The sequence below is a fragment of the Leisingera sp. CC-HEC096 genome (assembly GCF_059429235.1).
The window spans coordinates 3654679-3672999 of record NZ_JCAIJS010000001.1 but is presented as its reverse complement, the minus strand read 5'-3'; the positions used below and the strand labels follow the sequence as shown (position 1 = coordinate 3672999).

Here is an 18321-nt window from a genome sequence, read left to right as displayed (position 1 = left end):
ACGGCGTGGATGGCGTGATCCATATTCCGGCGGGCGAGCGCGGTGTGATCCGGCTGTTTGCGCTCGACATGCGGCCCGAGCAGGCAGCCTTCCTGAAGGAGCCCGGCGCGCTGGCGCAGGTGCTGGGGATCGAGGCGCTCGACATGGACCAGGTGGAGGTCTTCCCGGTCTCCGACCTGGAGGACATCGGCCTGACCGGCTACCTGACTGAGGGCTGCGGCGTGCCGCGGGCGCAGGTCGAAGAAGACCGCGAGATGCTGCAAGCGCAGGAGGGCCATGTGCTGCTGATCCGCTCCCGCGCCTTTGACGGCAAGGAAACACGGCTGACTCCGGCGGATCAGATCAAACTGATCGGGACCTATGGCGAGCGCCGGACCAACTGGAGCGCGCCGCCCGAAACCGCCGAAAGCGCCAAGCCCTATTCCGCCCCGAAACTGCCGCCGCGCGCGGCGCGGTCACAGGCCCGCCGCATCGGTGCGGGGCTGTTTGCCGTGGTGATGCTGCTGATTGCACTGCTGATCTGGGTGCTCGTGACCTGATGGCGGCACAAGAATTCAGACCGGACCGCGGCGCTTATGTCCGCGCCCACGCCTGGATGGCAGCGCTTGGCATGGGCGGCGCCATGGCGGTGCTGTGGATCATGGGCAGCCCGCACATCTGGACCGGTGCCATCGGCGGCCTGGCGGCCATCGCCTTGCGCGGCTGGTACATGGCCAGCGAGGAACTGGCTGTGGTCTGGACCTTGACCCGGGAGACTCTCTCCGGCCCCGCAGGGCGTTCGGTTCCGGTCACGCAAATCGAAGCTGTAAAAACCATGGGCAGCTATGTGCAGGTGGTCACCAAGGACGGCGGCAAGCACCTGATCAAATACCAGGCCGACCCGGCCGCGACCCTCAACGCAATCGAAAGAGCCAAGGCATGAGCACTCTCTTCACCAACGCCCGCCTGATCGACCCGGAGGGTGGCAGCGACACACCGGGCATGGTGCTGGTCCTGAACGGGCGGATCGCGGCGGTTGAAAAGAACGTCACCGATCCTGACCAGTTGCTTCGCGCGCGGAACATCAGGCCAGAGGATGTGACCCTTGTGGATTGCGGCGGCAAATGCCTGGCGCCGGGGATCGTCGACATTGGTGTCAAGGTCTGCGAGCCGGGCGAGCGGCACAAGGAAAGCTATAAGACCGCGGGTCTTGCGGCAGCCGCTGGCGGCGTCACCACCATCGTGACCCGCCCGGATACCACCCCGGCGATCGACAGCCCGGAGACACTGGAATTCGTCACCCGCCGTGCCCAGGCGGATACGCCGGTGAACGTGCTGCCGATGGCGGCGCTGACCAAGGGGCGCGAGGGACGCGAGATGACCGAGATCGGCTTCCTGATGGATGCCGGCGCCGTGGCTTTTTCCGATTGCGACCACGTGGTTCAGAACACCAAGGTGTTTCAGCGCGCGCTGACCTATGCCCGTTCCTGCGGCGCCCTGGTTATCGCCCACCCGCAGGAGCCGGGCCTGAGCAAAGGCGCGGCCGCCACCAGCGGCAAGTTCGCAGCGCTTTATGGCCTGCCCTCCGTCTCGCCGATGGCAGAGCGGATGGGGCTGGACCGCGACATTGCTCTGCTGGAGATGACCGGCGCCAAATACCATGCCGACCAGATCACCACCGCCCGCGCGCTGCCCGCGCTGGAGCGCGCCAAGAACAACGGGCTGGACATCACCGCGGGGACCTCGGTGCACCATCTGACGCTCAATGAGCTGGACGTGGCAGGCTACCGCAGCTTCTTCAAGGTGAAGCCGCCACTGCGTTCCGAGGAGGACCGCCTGGCAGTGGTCGAGGCGGTGCGTTCGGGGCTGATCGACATCATCAGCTCCATGCACACGCCGCAGGATGAGGAAAGCAAGCGCCTGCCGTTCGAGGAGGCCGCGGCCGGCGCGGTGGCGCTGGAAACGCTGCTACCCGCGGCGCTGCGCCTGTACCATGCGGAATTGCTGGACCTGCCAACCCTGTTCCGCGCCATGTCGCTGAACCCGGCCAAGCGGCTTGGTCTGGACAGCGGCCGCCTTGCCGAGGGCGCGCCCGCGGATCTGGTGCTGTTCGACCCGGATGTGCCCTTTGTATTGGACCGCTTCAAACTGCGCTCGAAGTCGCAGAACACCCCTTACGACGGCCAGCGGATGCAAGGCCGCGTCGAAGCCACTTATGTGGCCGGTGAGCCCGTCCACCGGAGGGACTGATGCCAGTTATTGAAAGCTCTGCTGCTGTTCTGATCCTCTGGACAGTGATTGGCTACGGCCTTGGCTCCGTGCCGTTCGGGGTGGTTGTGACCCGGTTGCTAGGGCTCGGCAACCTGCGCCAGATCGGGTCTGGCAATATCGGCACTACCAACGTGCTCAGAACCGGCAGCAAGGCCGCCGCGGCACTGACACTGCTTTTGGATGGCGGCAAGGGCGCGGCGGCGGTGCTGCTGGCCCGCTCCCTGGCTGGCGAGGATGCAGCGCAATTGGCCGGCCTCATGTCCTTCCTCGGCCATTGCTTCCCGGTCTGGCTGGGCTTCAAGGGCGGCAAGGGCGTGGCCACATTCCTGGGCCTGCTGCTGGCGCTGGCCTGGCCGGTCGGCATCGCCAGCTGCCTGACCTGGCTGGCGGCGGCGGCGGTCAGCCGGATCTCCTCGATGGGGGCACTGGTGTCGGCTCTGACGGCGCCGGTGTGGGCATTTGTGCTCGGCTATCAGCCGGTGATTGCCCTTTCGGTGCTGCTGGCGGCGATTGTGCTTGTCCGCCATTCGGCGAATATCGCCCGGCTGCGGGCAGGCACCGAACCCAGGATCGGGCAAAAGTGACCGCCGCAGAGCTGCAAGCCTTTCTTGCAGCTTTTGACGCGCTGCCGCTCGGGGCCTTCACCGGTATTGCCGATGGGAGAAAATACACTGTCACCCGGCAGGATCTGGCTGCAGGCAAGGCACAGAAGCTGGTGGCGCGGGAGCTGGGCGGCACCGATTACATCAGCCTCAACCTCTACCGGCTGGCATCCGGCGCGCGGCTGAAGCCCTGCGAGATGCCCGCGGAGAAGGTGATCCGCTTCGTCGTCGCACTGGAAGTCACGGGATGAGACGCTCCAGCGCCTGGCCGTTGGACCAAGTTCCATGCAGCTCGCCGCTGGGCATTCGCACATAGACCACCGGATAGGTGTCGCCCCAATTCACCCGGACCACGTCGCCATTGCGGGTGCCGGTGCCGGCAAAGCTTCGGCTGCCAATCTGCCACTGCATCTCTATCGCCCCGCCGTTCTCATTGATCTGCACGGTGCCGGAGTAACTGCTGCCGTCCGGGTTGCGGCCCTCCGCGCGGTAGCTGCCGCCGATGTCTTGCGCGATGACCGGCATTGCCGCCGCCATCAAGGCAGCGGCCAGCCCGCAGAACAATGCGCGGCGGGTGGGGGATGGGTGTGTCATGCTGACCTCCAGTTTGCCTGTCCCCACTCTGCCCGCCGCATCGCAGCCTGTCACCTGTTCTGCGCAGGAATGCACAGCCCGCTGCCGCCGGGCGCACAGTCAAATTGAGTTGTTTTGAACGTGATCGCCCGGCTCTCCACATCGGTGCCGTGACCCGCAGCATACCGCGGCACACATGGTGAAACGCCGGCCGGGCAAACAATTGGGAACGCCGCGGCCGGGATTTGAAAGGACGGGACCATGAACAAAGTAAAAGCACTCATCAGCGGTGTGGCACTGTCGGTTGCGATGGCAACCTCGGCCCTGGCGGCGGGCGTTGATATCAACGCATCCTCCACCGGTCTGGCCATGCAGGGCTACGACCCGGTCGCATATTTCACGGACGGCGCCCCCACCAAGGGCAGCTACAAGATCACTTCCATTTACAATGACGCAACCTACCGCTTTGCATCGGAAGAGCACAAAGCGGCCTTTGAGAAGAACCCCGAGGCCTACGTGCCGGCCTATGGCGGCTACTGCGCTTTCGGCACCGCAATGGGCTTCAAGTTCGACGGTGACCCGAACCACTGGAAAATCGTCGACAACACGCTGTACCTGAACCTGTCGCAGGACATTCAGGACCGGTGGGAAGGCGATATCCCGAACTTCATCCAGAACGCCAACGCCAACTGGACCGACATCGCCGACAAAGACCCGGCGGAACTGCAGGCCCAATAAGGCATTAGCCACCACTCACGTGCGAGCAGCCGGCGGCAGGATACCTTGCCGCCGGTTTTTTGTTTAGCTGGCCGTTGCTCATACCGCGCCTCCGCCTTGCCCTGGTCCAAATTCCGCCGCAGTCCCAGCGCAACCCAGGGGAGATTATTTTTAAACAGGTTTCAGATGATCTCCCGCATTCTTTCCGCGTTTGAAAGCTTTGCTTTCAAGTTCCTCGACTTTGACGGCCGCGCTACCCGACTTGAGTACTGGTGCGTTATCCCATTGGTCTGGCTGTTTATTTTCCTGATGCTGCCTGGCGATGCCACTGAGGTATGGAGGCATCTCCTGCGGCGTGAGGTACCGCCGCTGAGCCCCTTCCACTATGGCTCGCTCGGGTTGTTCCTGTTCACCTTTGTCCCGCGGCTGTCGCTGACCGTCCGCAGGCTGCATGATGCCGGGCGCAGCGGTAAATGGGCCAAGCTGCCGTTCACTGCAGTTTCGCTGGGGCTGGTGTTGAGCGCTGGCCTTCTGACAGCAATTCCGATGAGTGATCCAAGCGGCCTTGGCCCCGGTCTGATGATTGCCGGATCGCTGACGGCCTCCCTGTCCGGCAGCTTCCGGGAGGCGCTGTTCAATCTGGCAGCCTTCGCCGATGCACTGGACTGGGACGCCATTCTGGCCACACTGATGGGCGTTGCGGCTCAGGCCGATCCGGGGGCAGTTCTCGGCGAGACCGGAGCCATTGCGGCGCATGACCCGCTGCTCGGGTTTCAGTATCTGTTCCAATTTACGCTGATCGTGCTTGGGCCGATCATCGCCCTTCTGCTGCATCTCTATTTCATGCTGCTGCCCTCGCAGCGCGGCGAGAACGCCCACGGCACCAGCGCGCTGACATCCCGCACGCGCAGGTCCCGCGGCGGCCAGGAGAATGCCTACGCGGGCTATGCCTATCTGACGAAGCGCACGGATCAAGAGGAGAGGCAGCTGCAGGCCGCCCGCAAGGCGCAGGTCCGGGAGCTGTATCAGCGCCGGGTGCTTGGCAAGCCGGACAGCTGAGCGCGGCACTGAAACAAAAAAGGCCGCGTTCTCAACGCGGCCTTTGCAGTCTCAGTCAGCGAAGTTGTCTTAGTAAGCAAACTCGCTGTAGATGCGGCTGAGGTCCCCGCCCCAGGCGCCGTTGTATCGCTCCAGGAGCTCATCTGCCGGGACCTTGCCGCTTTCGAGGCTGTCCTTCAGCGCGTTGAGGAAATGGGTCTCATCCGGCACCAGCCCGCCTGCGCCGGGCTTGTGCCGGGCCTTGAGACCGCTTTCCGAAATTGCCACCACCTCACGCGCCAGTTCGTGCATGCTGATGCCGTTCACCTTGGCCTGCAGCCCGTGCTCAGAGGCCGCCACACGCAGACCCTCACGGGTCTCGGCGTCCCAATCCTTGACCAGATCCCAGGCCGCGTCCAGCGCGCTCTGGTCATAGGTGAGGCCGACCCAGAAGGCTGGCAGCGCGCACAGGCGGCGCCAGGGGCCACCATCGGCGCCGCGCATCTCGATGAATTTCTTGATACGGGCTTCGGGGAAGATAGTGGTCAGGTGGTCCGCCCAGTCGCTCAGCGTCGGGGTTTCGCCCGGCAGAGCGGGCAGCTCGCCCTTCAGGAAGTCGCGGAAGGACATGCCCAGCGCATTGATGTACTCGCCGTTGCGGTAGACGAAGTACATCGGCACATCGAGCGCATATTGCACCCAGGCCTCGAACCCGAAGCCCTCCTCGAACACAAACGGCAGCATGCCGGTGCGGTCGGCATCCAGCGAGCGCCAGACGCGGGAGCGCCAGGATTTGTGGCCGTTCGGCTTGCCGTCCAGGAAGGGGGAATTGGCAAAAAGCGCCGTAGCGACGGGCTGCAGCGCCAGGGCCACCCGCAGCTTTTGCACCATGTCGGCCTCGGACGAGAAGTCGAGGTTCACCTGCACGGTGCAGGTGCGGCGCATCATGGTGGTGCCCATGGTGCCGACGTCCTGCATGTAGCCGTCCATCAGTTTGTAACGGCCCTTGGGCATCAGCGGCATATCTTCGTGGTGCCAAACAGGGGCCGCGCCCAGGCCGATGAAGCCGACGCCGATCTTGTCGGCGATGTCCTTGACGTCGCGCAGGTGGGCGTTCACCTCGTCGCAGGTCTCGTGGATGGTTTCCAGCGGCGCGCCCGAGAGTTCCAGCTGGCCGCCCGGCTCCAGGCTGATGTTGGCGCCGTCCTTGGTCAGGCCGATCAGGTTGCCGCCCTCAACCAGCGGCGCCCAGCCGTGACCGTCGCGCAGGCCTTCCAGCACCGCTTGGATGGAACGCTCACCGGCATAGGGCAGCGGCTTCAGCGTGTCCTTGCAGAACCCGAATTTCTCATGTTCGGTGCCGATGCGCCAGTCTTCCTTGGGCTTGCAGCCGTCGGCAAGATACTGGGCAAGCTGCTCGTGGTGTTCGATCGGCCCGCCGCCGGACTGGGGAATGGACATGCCTGGCACTCCGTCCTGTTAGGTCAGTGTTGAAGGGTCAGTCGTGGGCGGAATCGCCGCCGGTGTCAATGCAGGCGCAGATGTTCCGGCCGGCTGGAATTGCGCTCCCAGATCACGACCTGGTGAGCGCCTTTGCGCCGCAGTTCCGTCAGCATGCGTTCGGTTTTGAGCCCGGGCAGCGCGGCAAAGACGTCAAACAGCGCCTCATAGCCTTCGGCATTTACCGGGATCGCCAGCGGTGGCTGGCCCGGCTGTTCCAGCAGCCAGTGCGGCGGTTTGGAGGAGTGATCCAGCGCCAGCCGCTCCAGTTCAGACGCCGCAACGGCGCCGCCGGTCAACGGCCCGAAATAGGCAATCTGGCCCTCGTCCACCTGCACGACACCAGGTCCGCCGGTGCCGCGCCGGAAGCGCATCCGCTGGGCGCCGATCACCGCGGTCACCAGGCCGGTGGCCACAAAGGCCCAGCCGGTGATGGCGGTGAACCCGACTGAGGAAAACGCCCATTTCAGCCCGAGCAGAAACATCATCGCTGCGGCCAGGACTTCGCGCCATTGCCACAGGGCGGCGCGGGCTTCAGGGCGGATGAAACTCATATACTTGCCTCGTAAAAACGTCTGGCAGGCGCTGCGGCCTGTCTTGACCCTTATGTGTGCGGCCCGGCTTGCGGATGCAATGGGCAATGCTGCAACTGCTGCCCCGCCCTAGCCGCCATCGACGGTTACAGGCCCGGAAAACTCGACAATCCGGTAGTCGCCGATGCGCTCGAAACCCAGTTTCCGGTAAGCCCGGACGGCGGCGGTTCCCGCGGCAAACAGAATCGCCTCCTGCACGCCGTACCCATGCGCCTCTGCCAGGTGCAGCGCCACGGCGCGGCGGGCAAAGCCGCGGCTTCGCTGGCCTGGCGGCGTGTAGACTCCGCCGACCTGCACCATCTGAGGCAGCACCGCGTTGAAGGCAGTCATTGCTACCGGCAGCCCGCCCAGTTCCAGGATCCGCCCGCGGCCGCTGTGCACCAGCGCCTCCGCCCGCGCGGTGGAGCGCTGGCGGATTTCCGGCAGGTTCTGAGAGCCGAAGATCTCCTTGTCATAGGCATGGCGCCATTCCGTGATCAATGGCACGTCCTCAGGATGCATCGGCCGAAGGCTGCTGCCGCCGGAGGGGATTTGAAGGTCCTTCAGCAGCAGACGGAAATGAGGCTCCAACCCGGAAAAGCCGATCGCGTTCCGGTCCAGCTCCAGCGCGGTCAGCAGGGTCTCCGCCTGCCCCGCCTCACCCGTCAGCGACGCGATTTGCCGTCCTGCCAGCGCGTGGCGCAAATCCGGGGCCATCGCAGGAGTGAACTCCGGTGCCTCGAACATGAAATAGCCAGCCTCGGTCAGGCCAAAGACCCCTTTCACCTGCCCCCCGGCCTCGCTAAGCCAGACAGTGGTGGCCTTGGGATCGCCGGTGGCGTTCAGCCCGTGGTCGCGGATGTTGCCCGCCAGGAACATGGAGGTTGCCGCGCGCGGCACCAGAAACCCTTCGATAGCCTGCAAATCCCCCTGCGATGCTTTGCGAATCAATTTGCCCTCCATGTCCGGTTTCCACTCCTGCACTGCCCGCCGGAGGCAGGCCCGCGCCAAGCATCCCTTGCTAGCGGGGGCAGTGGCAACTCCGGGTTGCGGCCAATTTAACAGGAAGGGGTTTCCAGACTCTGATCCGAGCGCGGATTTCCGGGCACTACCAGTCGCCGAGCGCCTGCTGCCAGAGGGTCATGGCCGCCACCGCCGCAGTGTCTGCGCGCAGGATGCGGGGGCCAAGGCTGACCACGTGGGACTGCGGCAGCGCGTGCAGGCGTTTGCGCTCAGACTCGGAAAAGCCGCCCTCGGGACCGATCAGGATGGCCCAGGGCGCGTCCTGCCGGGTCTGCGCCGCCAGTTGCAGAGCATTGCCCACCTCCGCCTCGTCGCAGAACATCAGCTGGCGCGCGGCGGGCCATTGATCCAGCAGGCGCGGGAGCTTCTGCAGATCTGCCACCTCCGGCACATAGGTGCCGCCGCATTGTTCCGCTGCTTCAACGGCATGAGCCTGCAGCCGGTCCTGGCGGATGCGTTCGGAATTGGTGAATTCGGTCTGCACCGGCAGGATGCGGGCGGCGCCCATCTCCGCCGCCTTTTCAACGATGAAATCGGTGCGCGCTTTCTTGATTGGGGCAAACATCAGCCACAGATCCGGCGGCAGCTGCAGAGGTTTGCTCTGCTCCTGGCACACCAGTGTACCGCCGCGCTTGCCGGCCTCCGCCACTTCGGCCAGCCACTCGCCGTCCTTGCCGTTAAACAGCGCCACAGGGGCGCCGGCAGACAACCGCATCACCCCGAACAGGTAATGCGCCTGATCCCGGTCCAAAGGAACCGTTTGCCCTGCCCCCAAGGGGTGCTCTACATACAGTCTGATTTTTGCACTCATGGGGTCCTACATATGCAAGGCCAGAAGCCAGCGCCAGAGGGTCAGGTCGCGGATGCGGTCACCGGAAACTGGGTTGATACATATGCCCCGGAATGGACGCGCCCCTACCTGCGGCTGAGCCGCGCTGACCGGCCGATCGGCACCTGGCTGCTGCTGATCCCCTGCTGGTGGGGGCTGGCGCTGGCAATCTTGGCGGATCAGACACCGCGCTGGAGCGACCTGTGGATCGCCATCGGCTGCGCCGCCGGTGCCTGGCTGATGCGCGGGGCGGGCTGCACCTGGAATGACATCACCGACCGCAAGTTCGATGGTCAGGTGGAGCGCACCCGCTCGCGCCCGATCCCCTCTGGCCAGGTGACGGTCAAGGGCGCCCTGGCCTGGATGGGGCTGCAGTGCCTGCTGGGGCTGATGATCCTCCTGACCTTCAACCAAGCGGCCATCGCCATGGGCATCCTGTCGCTGCTGCCGGTCGCAGTTTATCCGTTTGCCAAGCGGTTCACCTGGTGGCCGCAGGTATTCCTGGGCCTTGCCTTCAACTGGGGCGCCATGCTGGCCTGGGTGGCGCATACCGGCTCCCTCAGCTGGCCGCCGGTGCTGCTGTATCTGGCCGGAATCGCTTGGACACTGTTCTACGACACCATTTATGCCCATCAGGACACCGAGGACGATGCGCTGATCGGAGTGAAGTCCACCGCCCGGCTGTTCGGGACGCAGACGCCGATGTGGCTGCGCCGCTTCATCGTCGCCTTTGTATGCCTTATGGCGATGGCGGTGATCGGCGCGATGCTGGACAGTGCCTCTGTACTGGCGCTGGTGCTGGCGCTGGCCGCCCCTTGGGCGATGGGCTGGCATATGACCTGGCAACTGCGCGCCTTTGACGCGGAGAACAGCCAGCGGCTTTTGCAGCTGTTCCGCCTCAACCGCGATACCGGCCTGATTCCGCTGATCTTCTTTGTCCTGGCCATGTTCGTGTGATTGAACCGCGGCGCCGTGCAGGGTAAGAGCCTGTAACGCAAACTGGGAATGTACCGCCGTATGCGCTTGTCTAAGCTGATGATCCCGGGCCTGGCCTTCGCCGCCGCAGCGGGGCTGAGTCTTGTTGCCGCCGGATTTGCCGTCACTGCCGTGGAGCGGAACACCGAGCGCGGGGTGCGCCAGGCGCTGGACGGCGGCGGCTATACCTGGGCCGAGGTGACGGCAGACGGGCTGCAGGTGCTGCTGGAAGGCACCGCGCCTGATGAGGCCACGCGGTTCTCGGTTAAATCCCTGGTCGGCACGGTCGTCGATGCGGCCCGGATCGTGGACGGGATGGAAGTGCCTCCTGCCGATGGGTTGGCGCCGCCGCGGTTCTCGGCGGAAATCCTGCGCAACGATGGCGGTATTTCCATTATCGGTCTGATCCCAGCGGGTTCCGGCCGCAAAGCACTGGTCGAGGATCTGGAGGATCTGGCCGGCGCGGAAAACGTGGCCGATTTCCTGGAAACCGCAAAATACGGCATTCCAGAAGGCTGGCCTGAGGCGATGGGCTTTGCGGTGGAAGCGCTGAAATTGCTGCCGCGCGCCAAGATCTCGGTTGCGGCGGGAGAGGTCTCGGTGACCGCCATCTCCGGCAGCGAGGAAGCCAAGGCACAGCTGGAAGAACGGCTGGGCCGCAGCGCGCCGCCGGGATTGCGGCTGGCGCTGGACATCGCCGCGCCGCGGCCGGTGATCACGCCGTTCACCCTGCGCTTCCTGCTGGACGGCAACGGCGCGGAGTTCGACGCCTGCTCTGCCGAAAGCGAGGAAAGCCGCGACCGCATTTTGGCCGCCGCCCGCAGAGCCGGGCTGCAGGGCGAAGCGGATTGCGTGATCGGCATGGGCGTACCCTCGCCGAACTGGTCCCGCGCCGCAGAGCTGAGCATTGCCGGGCTGGCAGAGCTGGGCGGCGGATCGGTCACGATCGCCAATGCGGATATCACCCTGGTGGCCCCGGAAGATACGCCCGAAGAACGTTTCGATCACGTGGTCGGCGAGCTGGAAAGCGCCCTGCCCCGGGTCTTTGCCCTGCACGCAGTGCTGCCGGTGCCGGAGGCGCAGGATGCAGGCGGCGTGCCGGAATTCACCGCCACCCTCAGCCCCGAAGGCCAGGTACAGCTGCGCGGCCGTCTGTCCGATGCCGCCCTGCGCAAGGTCGCGGACAGCTATGCCAAAGCACGGTTCGGCTCCGGCAACGTGCATACCGCGGCCCGGGTGGCCGCAAATTTGCCCGCCGATTGGCCGGTGCGGGTGCTGGCAGGGCTGGAGGCGCTCTCCTATCTGCAGCGCGGCGCGGTCACGGTGACACCGGGCAACGTGGAACTGCGCGGCATGAGCCACCGCAAGGACGCGCCGGCAGAGATCGCCCGCTTCCTGTCGGCCAAGCTGGGTGAGGCCGAGACTTATGGCCTTGACATCACCTATGAGAAGCCGCCGGAACCCAAGGACAAGCCGCTGCCGCCGGACCTCTGCGAGGCGCAGCTGGCCAGCGCCCAGAGCGAAGGCAAGATCACCTTTGAACCAGGTTCTGCCACCATTGCGGCGGAAAGCGCCGGAACCATGGACCGGATCGCCGAGATCCTGGGGCGTTGCGGCCCGGTGCGGCTGGAGATCCAGGGCCACACCGACAGCCAGGGCCGCGAGGCGATGAACCAGAACCTCAGCCAAGCGCGGGCGCAGTCGGTTCTGAACGAGCTGCGCGCACGCCGGGTGGTGACCTCAACTTTCGCCGCCAAGGGCTATGGCGAGAGCACGCCGATTGCCGACAATGGCACCGAGGACGGCCGCGAGGCCAACCGCCGCATCGAATTCAAGCTGATCCGTCCGGCAGCCACGGCGGAAGACAGCACCGGTGACGAGCCTGCTGGAGAAGAACCCGACGAAGGCGCAGAGGGCGCACAGGAGACCACAGAGTAATGAACAGGACTGAGTTCATCATCACCACCGCGATCATCCTGTTTGCGGCCTTTGCCATGGGCTGGTTTGCCAACTGGCTGGTGCACCGCTTCACCCGGGTACGCCAGAGCGACGTGGCTGACCTCGACCGGATGAGCCAGGAGCTGCACGAGGCGGAGGAAACCCGCGACCAGGCGATCACCTACCTGCAGCAGCGGGAGGCTGAGCTGACCAATCAGCTGACCCAGACCGAGGCCGAGCTGCGCGCCGCGATGGATGGCCTGCGCGAAGCCCGCCGCGAGGCCGAAGAGCTGCGCAGCCAGATCCCGCACTGACTCTTTCGCTGCGGCGCACTCCCGCGCCTGCAGGCCGCGCTGGCTGCGCCAGCACAGCCTGAGCAGCCTTGGGCCTGGCGCCGCGCTGACGCGCGGCGAGGGCCGCTTCGCACCGCCTGCGGGTCAAGGAGGCCGCAGGCCCCTCGCAGCGGCTTGTCCTTGACGCGCCAGTCTTCAAACACAATCGAACATGGCCTGAAGGGGCAGACCTGCCCCTTCAGGCCTTCTCAGCAAACTGAAACCGCCGCGCGCCAGCGCGGCGCCAGGCCCAACAGGCGGAAATCATCTTTGATGATTGAACACCTGGCGGGAGCCCCCCCCCCTGTTTCGGAGACTACCAGCGCTTCAAAGCGTCTTCGTCGGCGTCCTTGGCGGCCACCCAGTCCGAGCCGCCGCCGGCCAGGAGTTCCTTCTTCCAGAACGGTGCGCGGGATTTCAGGTAGTCCATCAGGTACTCCGCCGCCTCAAACGCATCCTTGCGATGGCGTGCCGCGGTAGCCACCATCATGATGCGCTCACCCGGGGCCAGACGGCCGTGCCGGTGGATCACCAGCGCATCGGCCAGCGACCAGCGTTTCACAGCCTCCTCAGCGATGGAAGTCAGCGCCCTTTCGGTCATGCCCGGGTAATGCTCGATCTCCATCGCGGCCAGCCCGCCCTGATCGGCATCGCGGACCACGCCGGTGAAGGTCACCACCGCGCCCGCGCCCGCAACGCCAGCGGCGAAGGCATCGCTTTCGGCGCCCAGCTCAAACGGTGCTTCCTGAACGGCAATCCGCATCGCCTCAGCCCCCTGTCATCGGCGGGAAGAACGCCACCTCTCGCACCCCGTCAAGCGGAGCGTCGAACTCCGACAGCTCCTGGTCCAGCGCCACCCGCAAGGCGGACAGGTCCGCAAAGGCGGCAGCATAACGCTCTTCCCGCGCGCGCAGTTCTTCGACCAGATCCGACACCGTGGCGGCGGAGGTTTCCACCTGTTCGCGCGGCAGGCCGATGCGTTCCCGCACCCAAGCGAAATAGAGAATGTCCATCAATGTGCCTCCTTCAGATGCGGCATCGCCTTGCGCAGGTAATCCAGTCCGGTTAGCGCGGTCAGCCCCGCCGCGATCCAAAGCAGCCACAGGCCGATGCGGCCGGTCCAGAACACCCCGGCCTCCTTCCAGCGCAGCCCGAACAGGTCCTCCAGCTCGCCGGCGATGATCTGGGTGTAGATCTGATCATCCATGCCAAAAGAGGACATCACCAGGTAATGCTCGAAGATGCCCTGCGAGAACAGCGTGGCGATGGCGAGCATCTGTGCGGTGGTTTTCCACTTGGCCAGTTTGGTGACCTTGAGCGTGCCGGCCGTGTCACCAAGATATTCGCGCAGGCCTGAGACGAACACCTCGCGGAACAGGATCACGGTAGCGGGCAGCACCAGCCAGGGGGTCCAGTGCTCAGCCGAGTAGCCCACCAGGATCATCAGCGCGATCACTACCATCGCCTTGTCGGCGATCGGATCCAGCATCGCGCCCATCTTGGTTTCCTGTTTCCAGGCCCGGGCCAGATAGCCGTCAAACCAGTCCGTCACGGCGGCGGTGATGAACAGGAGCAGCGCGAACCAGTCCGCGTAGGGCCGCGAGAAGTAGAGGAACATCACCGCAAGGCCGGGCGCAGCGACGAGCCGCAGCAGGGTGAGAATATTCGGCAGGGTCCATTTCATGCGGGCACATTATCCGGCTGGCTGGCGCGTGGGAAGCAGATGGCAGACAAAAATCCGCCTCGCGGGGGCGGAGGCCTCCGGCGGGGATATTTTGGGCGAGACGAGCAAGGGAGTGCGCCGGTTTTCAAGGGGTTATCTCAACTGCTGCCGTGAAAATGATCGTAGATACGTTCGGCCAGCGCCTCGGAGATGCCGTCCACCGCCTTGAGATCGACCAGGTTGGCGCGGCTTACTGCCTTGGCGCTGCCGAAATGGGCCAGCAGCGCACGCTTGCGGGAGGCGCCGACGCCGGGCACTTCGTCAAGCGGCGTGGCGCTTACGGCCTTGGCACGTTTGGCGCGGTGGGTGCCGATGGCGAACCGGTGCGCCTCGTCACGCATCCGCTGGATGAAATAGAGCACCGGATCATTGCGCTGCAGGGCAAAGACAGGCGCTCCGGGGCGGTAGAACTCCTCCTTGCCGTGGTCGCGGTCGACGCCCTTGGCCACCCCCACCATCGGGATGTCCTGCACGCCGTGCTCCGCCATGATCTCTGCCACCGCCGAAACCTGACCGGCACCGCCGTCGATCAGCAAGAGATCCGGCCACAGGCCCTTGTCCCGGTCCGGGTCCTCTTTCAAGAGACGCGAGAAGCGGCGATTCAGAACCTCTTTCATCATCCCAAAGTCATCGCCCGGCACCAGGTCGTCGCCCTTGATGTTGAACTTGCGGTAGGCGTTTTTCATGAAGCCCTCCGGCCCCATCACAATCATGCCGCCCACTGCATTGGTGCCCTGGATATGGGAGTTGTCGTAGACCTCGATCCGCTGCGGCGGGCCTTCCAGCCCGAATGCCTCCGCCAGCCCGCGCAAGAGCTTGGCCTGGGTTGCGCTTTCGGCCATGCGGCGGGCCAGGCTTTCGCGGGCGTTGCGCACGGCAAAGGCCACCAGTTCGGTCTTTTCGCCGCGCTGGGGCACCAGCAGCTCAACCTTGCGGTCTGCCTTCTCGCTCAGCGCCCGCTCCATCAGATCCGCGTTTTCAATACCGTCGGACAGGATCAGCTGCCGTGGCGGCTCCTTATTGCCGTAGAACTGGCCGAGGAAGGCCTCCATGATCTCTGCCGGGCTGTTGTCGGCGTCTACCCGCGGATAGAAATCCTGGTTGCCCCAGTTCTGGTTGGCGCGGATGAAGAACACCTGTACGCAGGCCTGGCCGCCCTCCATATGCAGGCCGATCACATCCGCCTCAGCGACGCCGCGCGGGTTGATCCCTTGGGACGTCTGCACCTGGGTCAGCGCCTTGATCCGGTCGCGCAAGGCGGCGGCGCGCTCGAACTCCATCGCCTCGGAGGCGGCCATCATCTGTTCTGCCAGCTCTTCCTGAACTTTTGTCGAGCGGCCGGACAGGAAGCGTTCGGCATCACGCACGCTGGCGGCATAGTCCGCTTCGGAGATCAGCCCGGTACAGGGCGCCGAGCAGCGCTTGATCTGGTACTGCAGGCACGGGCGCGTGCGGGTCTCGAACATCGAATCCGAGCAGTTGCGCAGCAGGAACGCCTTTTGAAGCTGGTTCAGCGTACGATTCACTGCGCCGGCGCTGGCGAAGGGGCCGAAATAGCTGCCCTTCTGCTTGCGGGCGCCGCGGTGCTTCTTGATCTGCGGAAAATCGTGATCCTTGGCCACTAGGATATTGGGGAAGCTTTTGTCGTCACGCAGCAGCACGTTGTACTTGGGCTTCAGCTGCTTGATCAGGTTCTGCTCCAGAAGCAGCGCCTCGGTCTCGGTCCGGGTGGTCAGGAACATCATCGAGGCGGTGAGCGCGATCATCCGCTCGATCCGCGGGCTGTTGCCGGGACGGGTATAGTTCGAAACCCGCGCCTTGAGGTTGCGCGCCTTGCCCACATAAAGCACCCGGCTGTCGGCATCCAGCATCCGGTAGACCCCGGGAGATGCGTCCAAAGTCTTCACGTAATCCTGGATCACGGCATAGCCGGTTCTAGGCTTGCTGGCGGTCGAATCCGGGGATGTTTCGGCAGGCTGGTCGTTCATGCGCTCAGACATATGATTCCCCGCCTCCGGCTGCAATGTTTGCCTGTCCGGATCAAGAGCGGGAAAATCCACGGAAGCTGTGGATAACTACGGAGATATCTTTGGGCTATCCCGCGTTTTTCCTTATTTCAGACTGGTTTTGGACGAATGCTTAATAATTAGGCACATTGTTAAGGCTCTGATTTGGTGCGTTATTTTTCAACGCGCCTGTCAAGGTTCTGAAAATAAAGGCACTTTTGTAACGTTTCCGCGACGGCATGTGCGCCGGTGCAAAACTTGCAAGGGAAGCAACAGTTTTAGACCGGTATGCGTCACTCCAGCCCATCGCTGTCCGGGGTCTGCCAGGCCAGGTGCTGGCCGCCATCCACGCAGATCATCTGGCCGGTCACTGCCCTTGCCTGCAGCAAATAGGCCAGCGCCGCCGTGACATCTTCCGCATCAGCGCCGCGCTGCAGGATTGTGGCCTGACGCTGGCGGGCAAACTGGCCGGCGCTCTGCCGCGGCCCCTGAAGGGTCGGGCCCGGGCCGATAGCGTTGACGCGGATCTGCGGAGCCAGCGCCTGTGCCGCGGTGCGGGTCAGAGTCCAGAGCGCCGATTTCGCCAGGGTGTAGCTCATGAAGTCCGGCGTCAGCTTGCGCACCCGCTGATCGATCATGTTGACCGCCAGTCCCCAGGCGCGCGGCTCGCCGCGGGCGTCCCGCTCCAGCGGCACGTCCTGCGCCGCCATCGCCTGAAGCAGCACGAAGGGGGCCCGCAGGTTACTGTTCAGATGCCGGTCCCAGCTGTCCCGTGTGGCACTGGCCAGCGTGTCATGCTCGAACACCGAAGCATTGTTCACCAGACATGTGACAGGCCCGCCCAGCGCCTCTGCCGCGCGCGGAAGCAGCGCCTGGGCCTGGCCATAATCCAGGAGGTCCGCTTGCAGCAACACCGCCTGGCGGCCCATAGCGCGGATTTCACCGGCAGTATCTTCGGCGTCCTGCGCAGAGGTTGCGTAGTGAACGGCAACGTCATGGCCGCGGGCCGCCAGTTCCAAGGCCATTGCCCGGCCCAGCCGCCTGCCCGCTCCGGTCACCAATGCCCGCATCTGCACCTCCCTGCTGCCGCTGCCGGCATAGAGTTAGAACAGGACGGACATATAAGCCAGATAAAGCGCGCTGAGAATGACGCCCCAGATCCGGGTTATGTCCTGCTTGAAGAAGACGAAGGGGATCAGCAGCAGCGAGGCCGAAAGCATCACCCAGAGGTCGAATTGCAGGAACTCCGGATCGACACTGATCGGGCCGACAAAGGTCGCAATGCCGATGATGGCCAAAAGGTTGAACATGTTGGAGCCGATCACGTTGCCCAGCGCCACATCCGCCTGGCGGCGCAGCGCGGCCATCACGGTGGTGGCCAGCTCCGGCAGCGAGGTGCCTATCGCCACCAATGTCAGGCCGATCACGGTTTCGCTGATGCCGTACAGGCGGGCGATGATCGAGGCGTTGTCGACCAGAAGATCAGCGCCCAGCGGCAGGCCGACCAGGCCCAGCAGCAGATAGGTGCCGACGCGCCAATAGGGCATGTCCGGGTCGGCCTCTTCAATCTCCTCCAGGTCCGGATCCCCAGCGCAGCTGTTGCCATTACCATTGCCGTTGCGCCGATGGTTGCGGGCGTCGCGGAACGCCACGCCCAGCACACCGGCCAGCGCGGTCAGCAGGATCAGGCCCGACCAGTAGGTGAAGGTGCCGCTGAAGGCGAGGCCGATGAACAGGACCGAGGCCCCCAGCATGAAGACATAATTCCTGCGGGTGCTGCATTCGCTGGTGTGCAGCGCCCGCAATAGTGCAGGGATGCCAAGCACCAGCAGGATGTTGGCGGTGTTGGAGCCGACCACATTGCCCATCGCAATACCGTCGGCCCCCTCGTAGACCGCATTGATCGCAATCAGGAGTTCCGGCGCGGAAGTGCCAAAGGCGACAATGGTCAGGCTGACGATCAGCGCAGGTACCCCCAGCCGCAGGCTGAGGTTCACCGCACCGCGCACCAGTGCGTCGCCCGCCAGCAGCAGGATCACCAAACCAAGCGCCGAATACAGCCATGGCATCATTTGCCACGATCTCCTTTTTTACAGGCGCACGGCCCCTTGCCGATCTTGAAACGGCCGCAGGACGGGCAGCGCCTGGAATTCAGTTGCTTCTGGCCGGGAAACCGAAGCTTGCCGAACATCGCAAGCACGGCCATCACCGCCAGGAAGAGGGCTACGATCTTGAACAGCACG

The 18321-nt window shown here is 64.6% G+C and carries 22 protein-coding genes; 10 read left to right on the top strand and 12 right to left on the bottom strand.

All coding sequences use genetic code 11. The features are described 5' to 3' along the window. Nucleotides 1-5 precede the first annotated feature (5 nt). From AC5STI_RS17790 to AC5STI_RS17770, 5 genes are read left to right on the top strand one after another with little or no spacing between them, the layout of a single operon-like run. On the top strand, nt 6-539 hold the full coding sequence (locus AC5STI_RS17790) for a hypothetical protein (protein WP_495447599.1): 534 nt from the start codon (nt 6-8) through the stop codon (nt 537-539). Further along, nucleotides 539-922: a hypothetical protein gene (locus AC5STI_RS17785; protein WP_490398765.1), complete on the top strand. Its 384-nt coding sequence runs from the start codon at nt 539-541 to the stop codon at nt 920-922. Before AC5STI_RS17790 ends, AC5STI_RS17785 begins: the two co-directional genes overlap by 1 nt. Next, nucleotides 919-2229, top strand: a complete 1311-nt coding sequence (gene pyrC / locus AC5STI_RS17780; RefSeq protein WP_495447598.1) for a dihydroorotase — start codon at nt 919-921, stop codon at nt 2227-2229. The genes AC5STI_RS17785 and pyrC overlap by 4 nt, the downstream gene beginning before the upstream one ends. After that, nucleotides 2229-2834: a glycerol-3-phosphate 1-O-acyltransferase PlsY gene (plsY, locus tag AC5STI_RS17775; protein ID WP_495447597.1), complete on the top strand. Its 606-nt coding sequence runs from the start codon at nt 2229-2231 to the stop codon at nt 2832-2834. Before pyrC ends, plsY begins: the two co-directional genes overlap by 1 nt. Further along, nucleotides 2831-3103 carry a hypothetical protein gene (locus AC5STI_RS17770; RefSeq protein ID WP_475050071.1) on the top strand — a complete coding sequence of 91 codons (273 nt, stop codon included), beginning with the start codon at nt 2831-2833 and terminating at the stop codon, nt 3101-3103. Before plsY ends, AC5STI_RS17770 begins: the two co-directional genes overlap by 4 nt. Here the strand turns inward: AC5STI_RS17770 and lfb1 are convergent. Then, the gene (gene lfb1 / locus AC5STI_RS17765) at nt 3093-3446 is read right to left on the bottom strand and encodes an LIC10280 family protein (protein WP_495447596.1); all 354 of its coding nucleotides are present in this window, start codon (nt 3444-3446) and stop codon (nt 3093-3095) included. The two genes, AC5STI_RS17770 and lfb1, sit on opposite strands and share 11 nt — an antisense overlap. A gap of 240 nt (nt 3447-3686) precedes the next feature. Here lfb1 and AC5STI_RS17760 point away from each other — a divergent pair, with 240 nt between their 5' ends. Beyond that, entirely contained in the window at nt 3687-4163 is a 477-nt protein-coding gene (locus AC5STI_RS17760; RefSeq protein WP_475050065.1) for a YHS domain-containing (seleno)protein, read from the top strand. A 165-nt stretch (nt 4164-4328) separates the two neighbouring features. Next, the gene (locus tag AC5STI_RS17755; RefSeq protein WP_495447595.1) at nt 4329-5201 is read left to right on the top strand and encodes a DUF805 domain-containing protein; all 873 of its coding nucleotides are present in this window, start codon (nt 4329-4331) and stop codon (nt 5199-5201) included. Between the two features lie 69 nt (nt 5202-5270). Here AC5STI_RS17755 and AC5STI_RS17750 read toward each other — a convergent pair whose 3' ends face one another. From AC5STI_RS17750 to AC5STI_RS17735, 4 genes are all read right to left on the bottom strand, one after another. Continuing rightward, nucleotides 5271-6641 (bottom strand): glutamate--cysteine ligase, encoded by a 1371-nt coding sequence (locus tag AC5STI_RS17750; protein WP_495447594.1) that lies wholly within the window; start codon nt 6639-6641, stop codon nt 5271-5273. A 65-nt stretch (nt 6642-6706) separates the two neighbouring features. Further along, entirely contained in the window at nt 6707-7234 is a 528-nt protein-coding gene (locus AC5STI_RS17745) for a hypothetical protein (RefSeq protein WP_475050059.1), read from the bottom strand. Nucleotides 7235-7342: 108 nt separating this feature from the next. Further along, nucleotides 7343-8203, bottom strand: a complete 861-nt coding sequence (locus AC5STI_RS17740; protein ID WP_495447593.1) for a GNAT family N-acetyltransferase — start codon at nt 8201-8203, stop codon at nt 7343-7345. Nucleotides 8204-8360: 157 nt separating this feature from the next. Beyond that, complete coding sequence (locus tag AC5STI_RS17735) at nt 8361-9086, bottom strand: 16S rRNA (uracil(1498)-N(3))-methyltransferase (RefSeq protein WP_495447592.1); 726 nt, start codon at nt 9084-9086, stop codon at nt 8361-8363. 12 nt (nt 9087-9098) lie between these two features. Between AC5STI_RS17735 and ubiA the strand changes: the two genes are divergently transcribed. Genes ubiA through AC5STI_RS17720 form a run of 3 tightly spaced genes read left to right on the top strand, consistent with a single transcriptional unit; the run spans nt 9099 to nt 12331 of the window. Further along, entirely contained in the window at nt 9099-10061 is a 963-nt protein-coding gene (ubiA, locus tag AC5STI_RS17730) for a 4-hydroxybenzoate octaprenyltransferase (RefSeq protein WP_495447591.1), read from the top strand. A gap of 60 nt (nt 10062-10121) precedes the next feature. Then, on the top strand, nt 10122-12017 hold the full coding sequence (locus AC5STI_RS17725) for an OmpA family protein (protein WP_495447590.1): 1896 nt from the start codon (nt 10122-10124) through the stop codon (nt 12015-12017). Next, nucleotides 12017-12331: a hypothetical protein gene (locus AC5STI_RS17720; protein ID WP_222479373.1), complete on the top strand. Its 315-nt coding sequence runs from the start codon at nt 12017-12019 to the stop codon at nt 12329-12331. The genes AC5STI_RS17725 and AC5STI_RS17720 overlap by 1 nt, the downstream gene beginning before the upstream one ends. A gap of 334 nt (nt 12332-12665) precedes the next feature. Here AC5STI_RS17720 and AC5STI_RS17715 read toward each other — a convergent pair whose 3' ends face one another. The 7 genes from AC5STI_RS17715 to AC5STI_RS17685 all read right to left on the bottom strand — a co-directional run bounded on the left by AC5STI_RS17715 (nt 12666) and on the right by AC5STI_RS17685 (nt 18320). Beyond that, nucleotides 12666-13112, bottom strand: a complete 447-nt coding sequence (locus AC5STI_RS17715) for a molybdenum cofactor biosynthesis protein MoaE (protein ID WP_495447589.1) — start codon at nt 13110-13112, stop codon at nt 12666-12668. Between the two features lie 4 nt (nt 13113-13116). Further along, nucleotides 13117-13362, bottom strand: coding sequence for a molybdopterin converting factor subunit 1 (moaD, locus tag AC5STI_RS17710; protein WP_495447588.1), 246 nt, complete (start codon nt 13360-13362; stop codon nt 13117-13119). Then, the gene (gene pgsA / locus AC5STI_RS17705; RefSeq protein ID WP_490398465.1) at nt 13362-14033 is read right to left on the bottom strand and encodes a CDP-diacylglycerol--glycerol-3-phosphate 3-phosphatidyltransferase; all 672 of its coding nucleotides are present in this window, start codon (nt 14031-14033) and stop codon (nt 13362-13364) included. Before pgsA ends, moaD begins: the two co-directional genes overlap by 1 nt. A 137-nt stretch (nt 14034-14170) precedes the next feature. After that, nucleotides 14171-16072: an excinuclease ABC subunit UvrC gene (gene uvrC / locus AC5STI_RS17700; RefSeq protein ID WP_495447587.1), complete on the bottom strand. Its 1902-nt coding sequence runs from the start codon at nt 16070-16072 to the stop codon at nt 14171-14173. 299 nt (nt 16073-16371) lie between these two features. Next, the gene (locus AC5STI_RS17695; RefSeq protein ID WP_495447586.1) at nt 16372-17148 is read right to left on the bottom strand and encodes an SDR family oxidoreductase; all 777 of its coding nucleotides are present in this window, start codon (nt 17146-17148) and stop codon (nt 16372-16374) included. Between the two features lie 33 nt (nt 17149-17181). Next, nucleotides 17182-18150, bottom strand: a complete 969-nt coding sequence (locus AC5STI_RS17690; protein WP_490398462.1) for a calcium/sodium antiporter — start codon at nt 18148-18150, stop codon at nt 17182-17184. After that, nucleotides 18147-18320, bottom strand: coding sequence for a hypothetical protein (locus AC5STI_RS17685; RefSeq protein WP_490398461.1), 174 nt, complete (start codon nt 18318-18320; stop codon nt 18147-18149). The genes AC5STI_RS17690 and AC5STI_RS17685 overlap by 4 nt, the downstream gene beginning before the upstream one ends. Nucleotide 18321: the final 1 nt, after the last annotated feature.

Coding starts and splice junctions, on each gene's coding strand:
- AC5STI_RS17785 (WP_490398765.1), top strand. CDS start 539: ATGGCGGCACAAGAATTCAGACCGGACCGCGGCGCTTATGTCCGCGCC.
- pyrC (WP_495447598.1), top strand. CDS start 919: ATGAGCACTCTCTTCACCAACGCCCGCCTGATCGACCCGGAGGGTGGC.
- plsY (WP_495447597.1), top strand. CDS start 2,229: ATGCCAGTTATTGAAAGCTCTGCTGCTGTTCTGATCCTCTGGACAGTG.
- lfb1 (WP_495447596.1), bottom strand. CDS start 3,446: ATGACACACCCATCCCCCACCCGCCGCGCATTGTTCTGCGGGCTGGCC.
- AC5STI_RS17760 (WP_475050065.1), top strand. CDS start 3,687: ATGAACAAAGTAAAAGCACTCATCAGCGGTGTGGCACTGTCGGTTGCG.
- AC5STI_RS17755 (WP_495447595.1), top strand. CDS start 4,329: ATGATCTCCCGCATTCTTTCCGCGTTTGAAAGCTTTGCTTTCAAGTTC.
- AC5STI_RS17750 (WP_495447594.1), bottom strand. CDS start 6,641: ATGTCCATTCCCCAGTCCGGCGGCGGGCCGATCGAACACCACGAGCAG.
- AC5STI_RS17745 (WP_475050059.1), bottom strand. CDS start 7,234: ATGAGTTTCATCCGCCCTGAAGCCCGCGCCGCCCTGTGGCAATGGCGC.
- AC5STI_RS17735 (WP_495447592.1), bottom strand. CDS start 9,086: ATGAGTGCAAAAATCAGACTGTATGTAGAGCACCCCTTGGGGGCAGGG.
- ubiA (WP_495447591.1), top strand. CDS start 9,099: ATGCAAGGCCAGAAGCCAGCGCCAGAGGGTCAGGTCGCGGATGCGGTC.
- AC5STI_RS17725 (WP_495447590.1), top strand. CDS start 10,122: ATGCGCTTGTCTAAGCTGATGATCCCGGGCCTGGCCTTCGCCGCCGCA.
- AC5STI_RS17720 (WP_222479373.1), top strand. CDS start 12,017: ATGAACAGGACTGAGTTCATCATCACCACCGCGATCATCCTGTTTGCG.
- AC5STI_RS17715 (WP_495447589.1), bottom strand. CDS start 13,112: ATGCGGATTGCCGTTCAGGAAGCACCGTTTGAGCTGGGCGCCGAAAGC.
- moaD (WP_495447588.1), bottom strand. CDS start 13,362: ATGGACATTCTCTATTTCGCTTGGGTGCGGGAACGCATCGGCCTGCCG.
- pgsA (WP_490398465.1), bottom strand. CDS start 14,033: ATGAAATGGACCCTGCCGAATATTCTCACCCTGCTGCGGCTCGTCGCT.
- uvrC (WP_495447587.1), bottom strand. CDS start 16,072: ATGTCTGAGCGCATGAACGACCAGCCTGCCGAAACATCCCCGGATTCG.
- AC5STI_RS17695 (WP_495447586.1), bottom strand. CDS start 17,148: ATGCGGGCATTGGTGACCGGAGCGGGCAGGCGGCTGGGCCGGGCAATG.
- AC5STI_RS17690 (WP_490398462.1), bottom strand. CDS start 18,150: ATGATGCCATGGCTGTATTCGGCGCTTGGTTTGGTGATCCTGCTGCTG.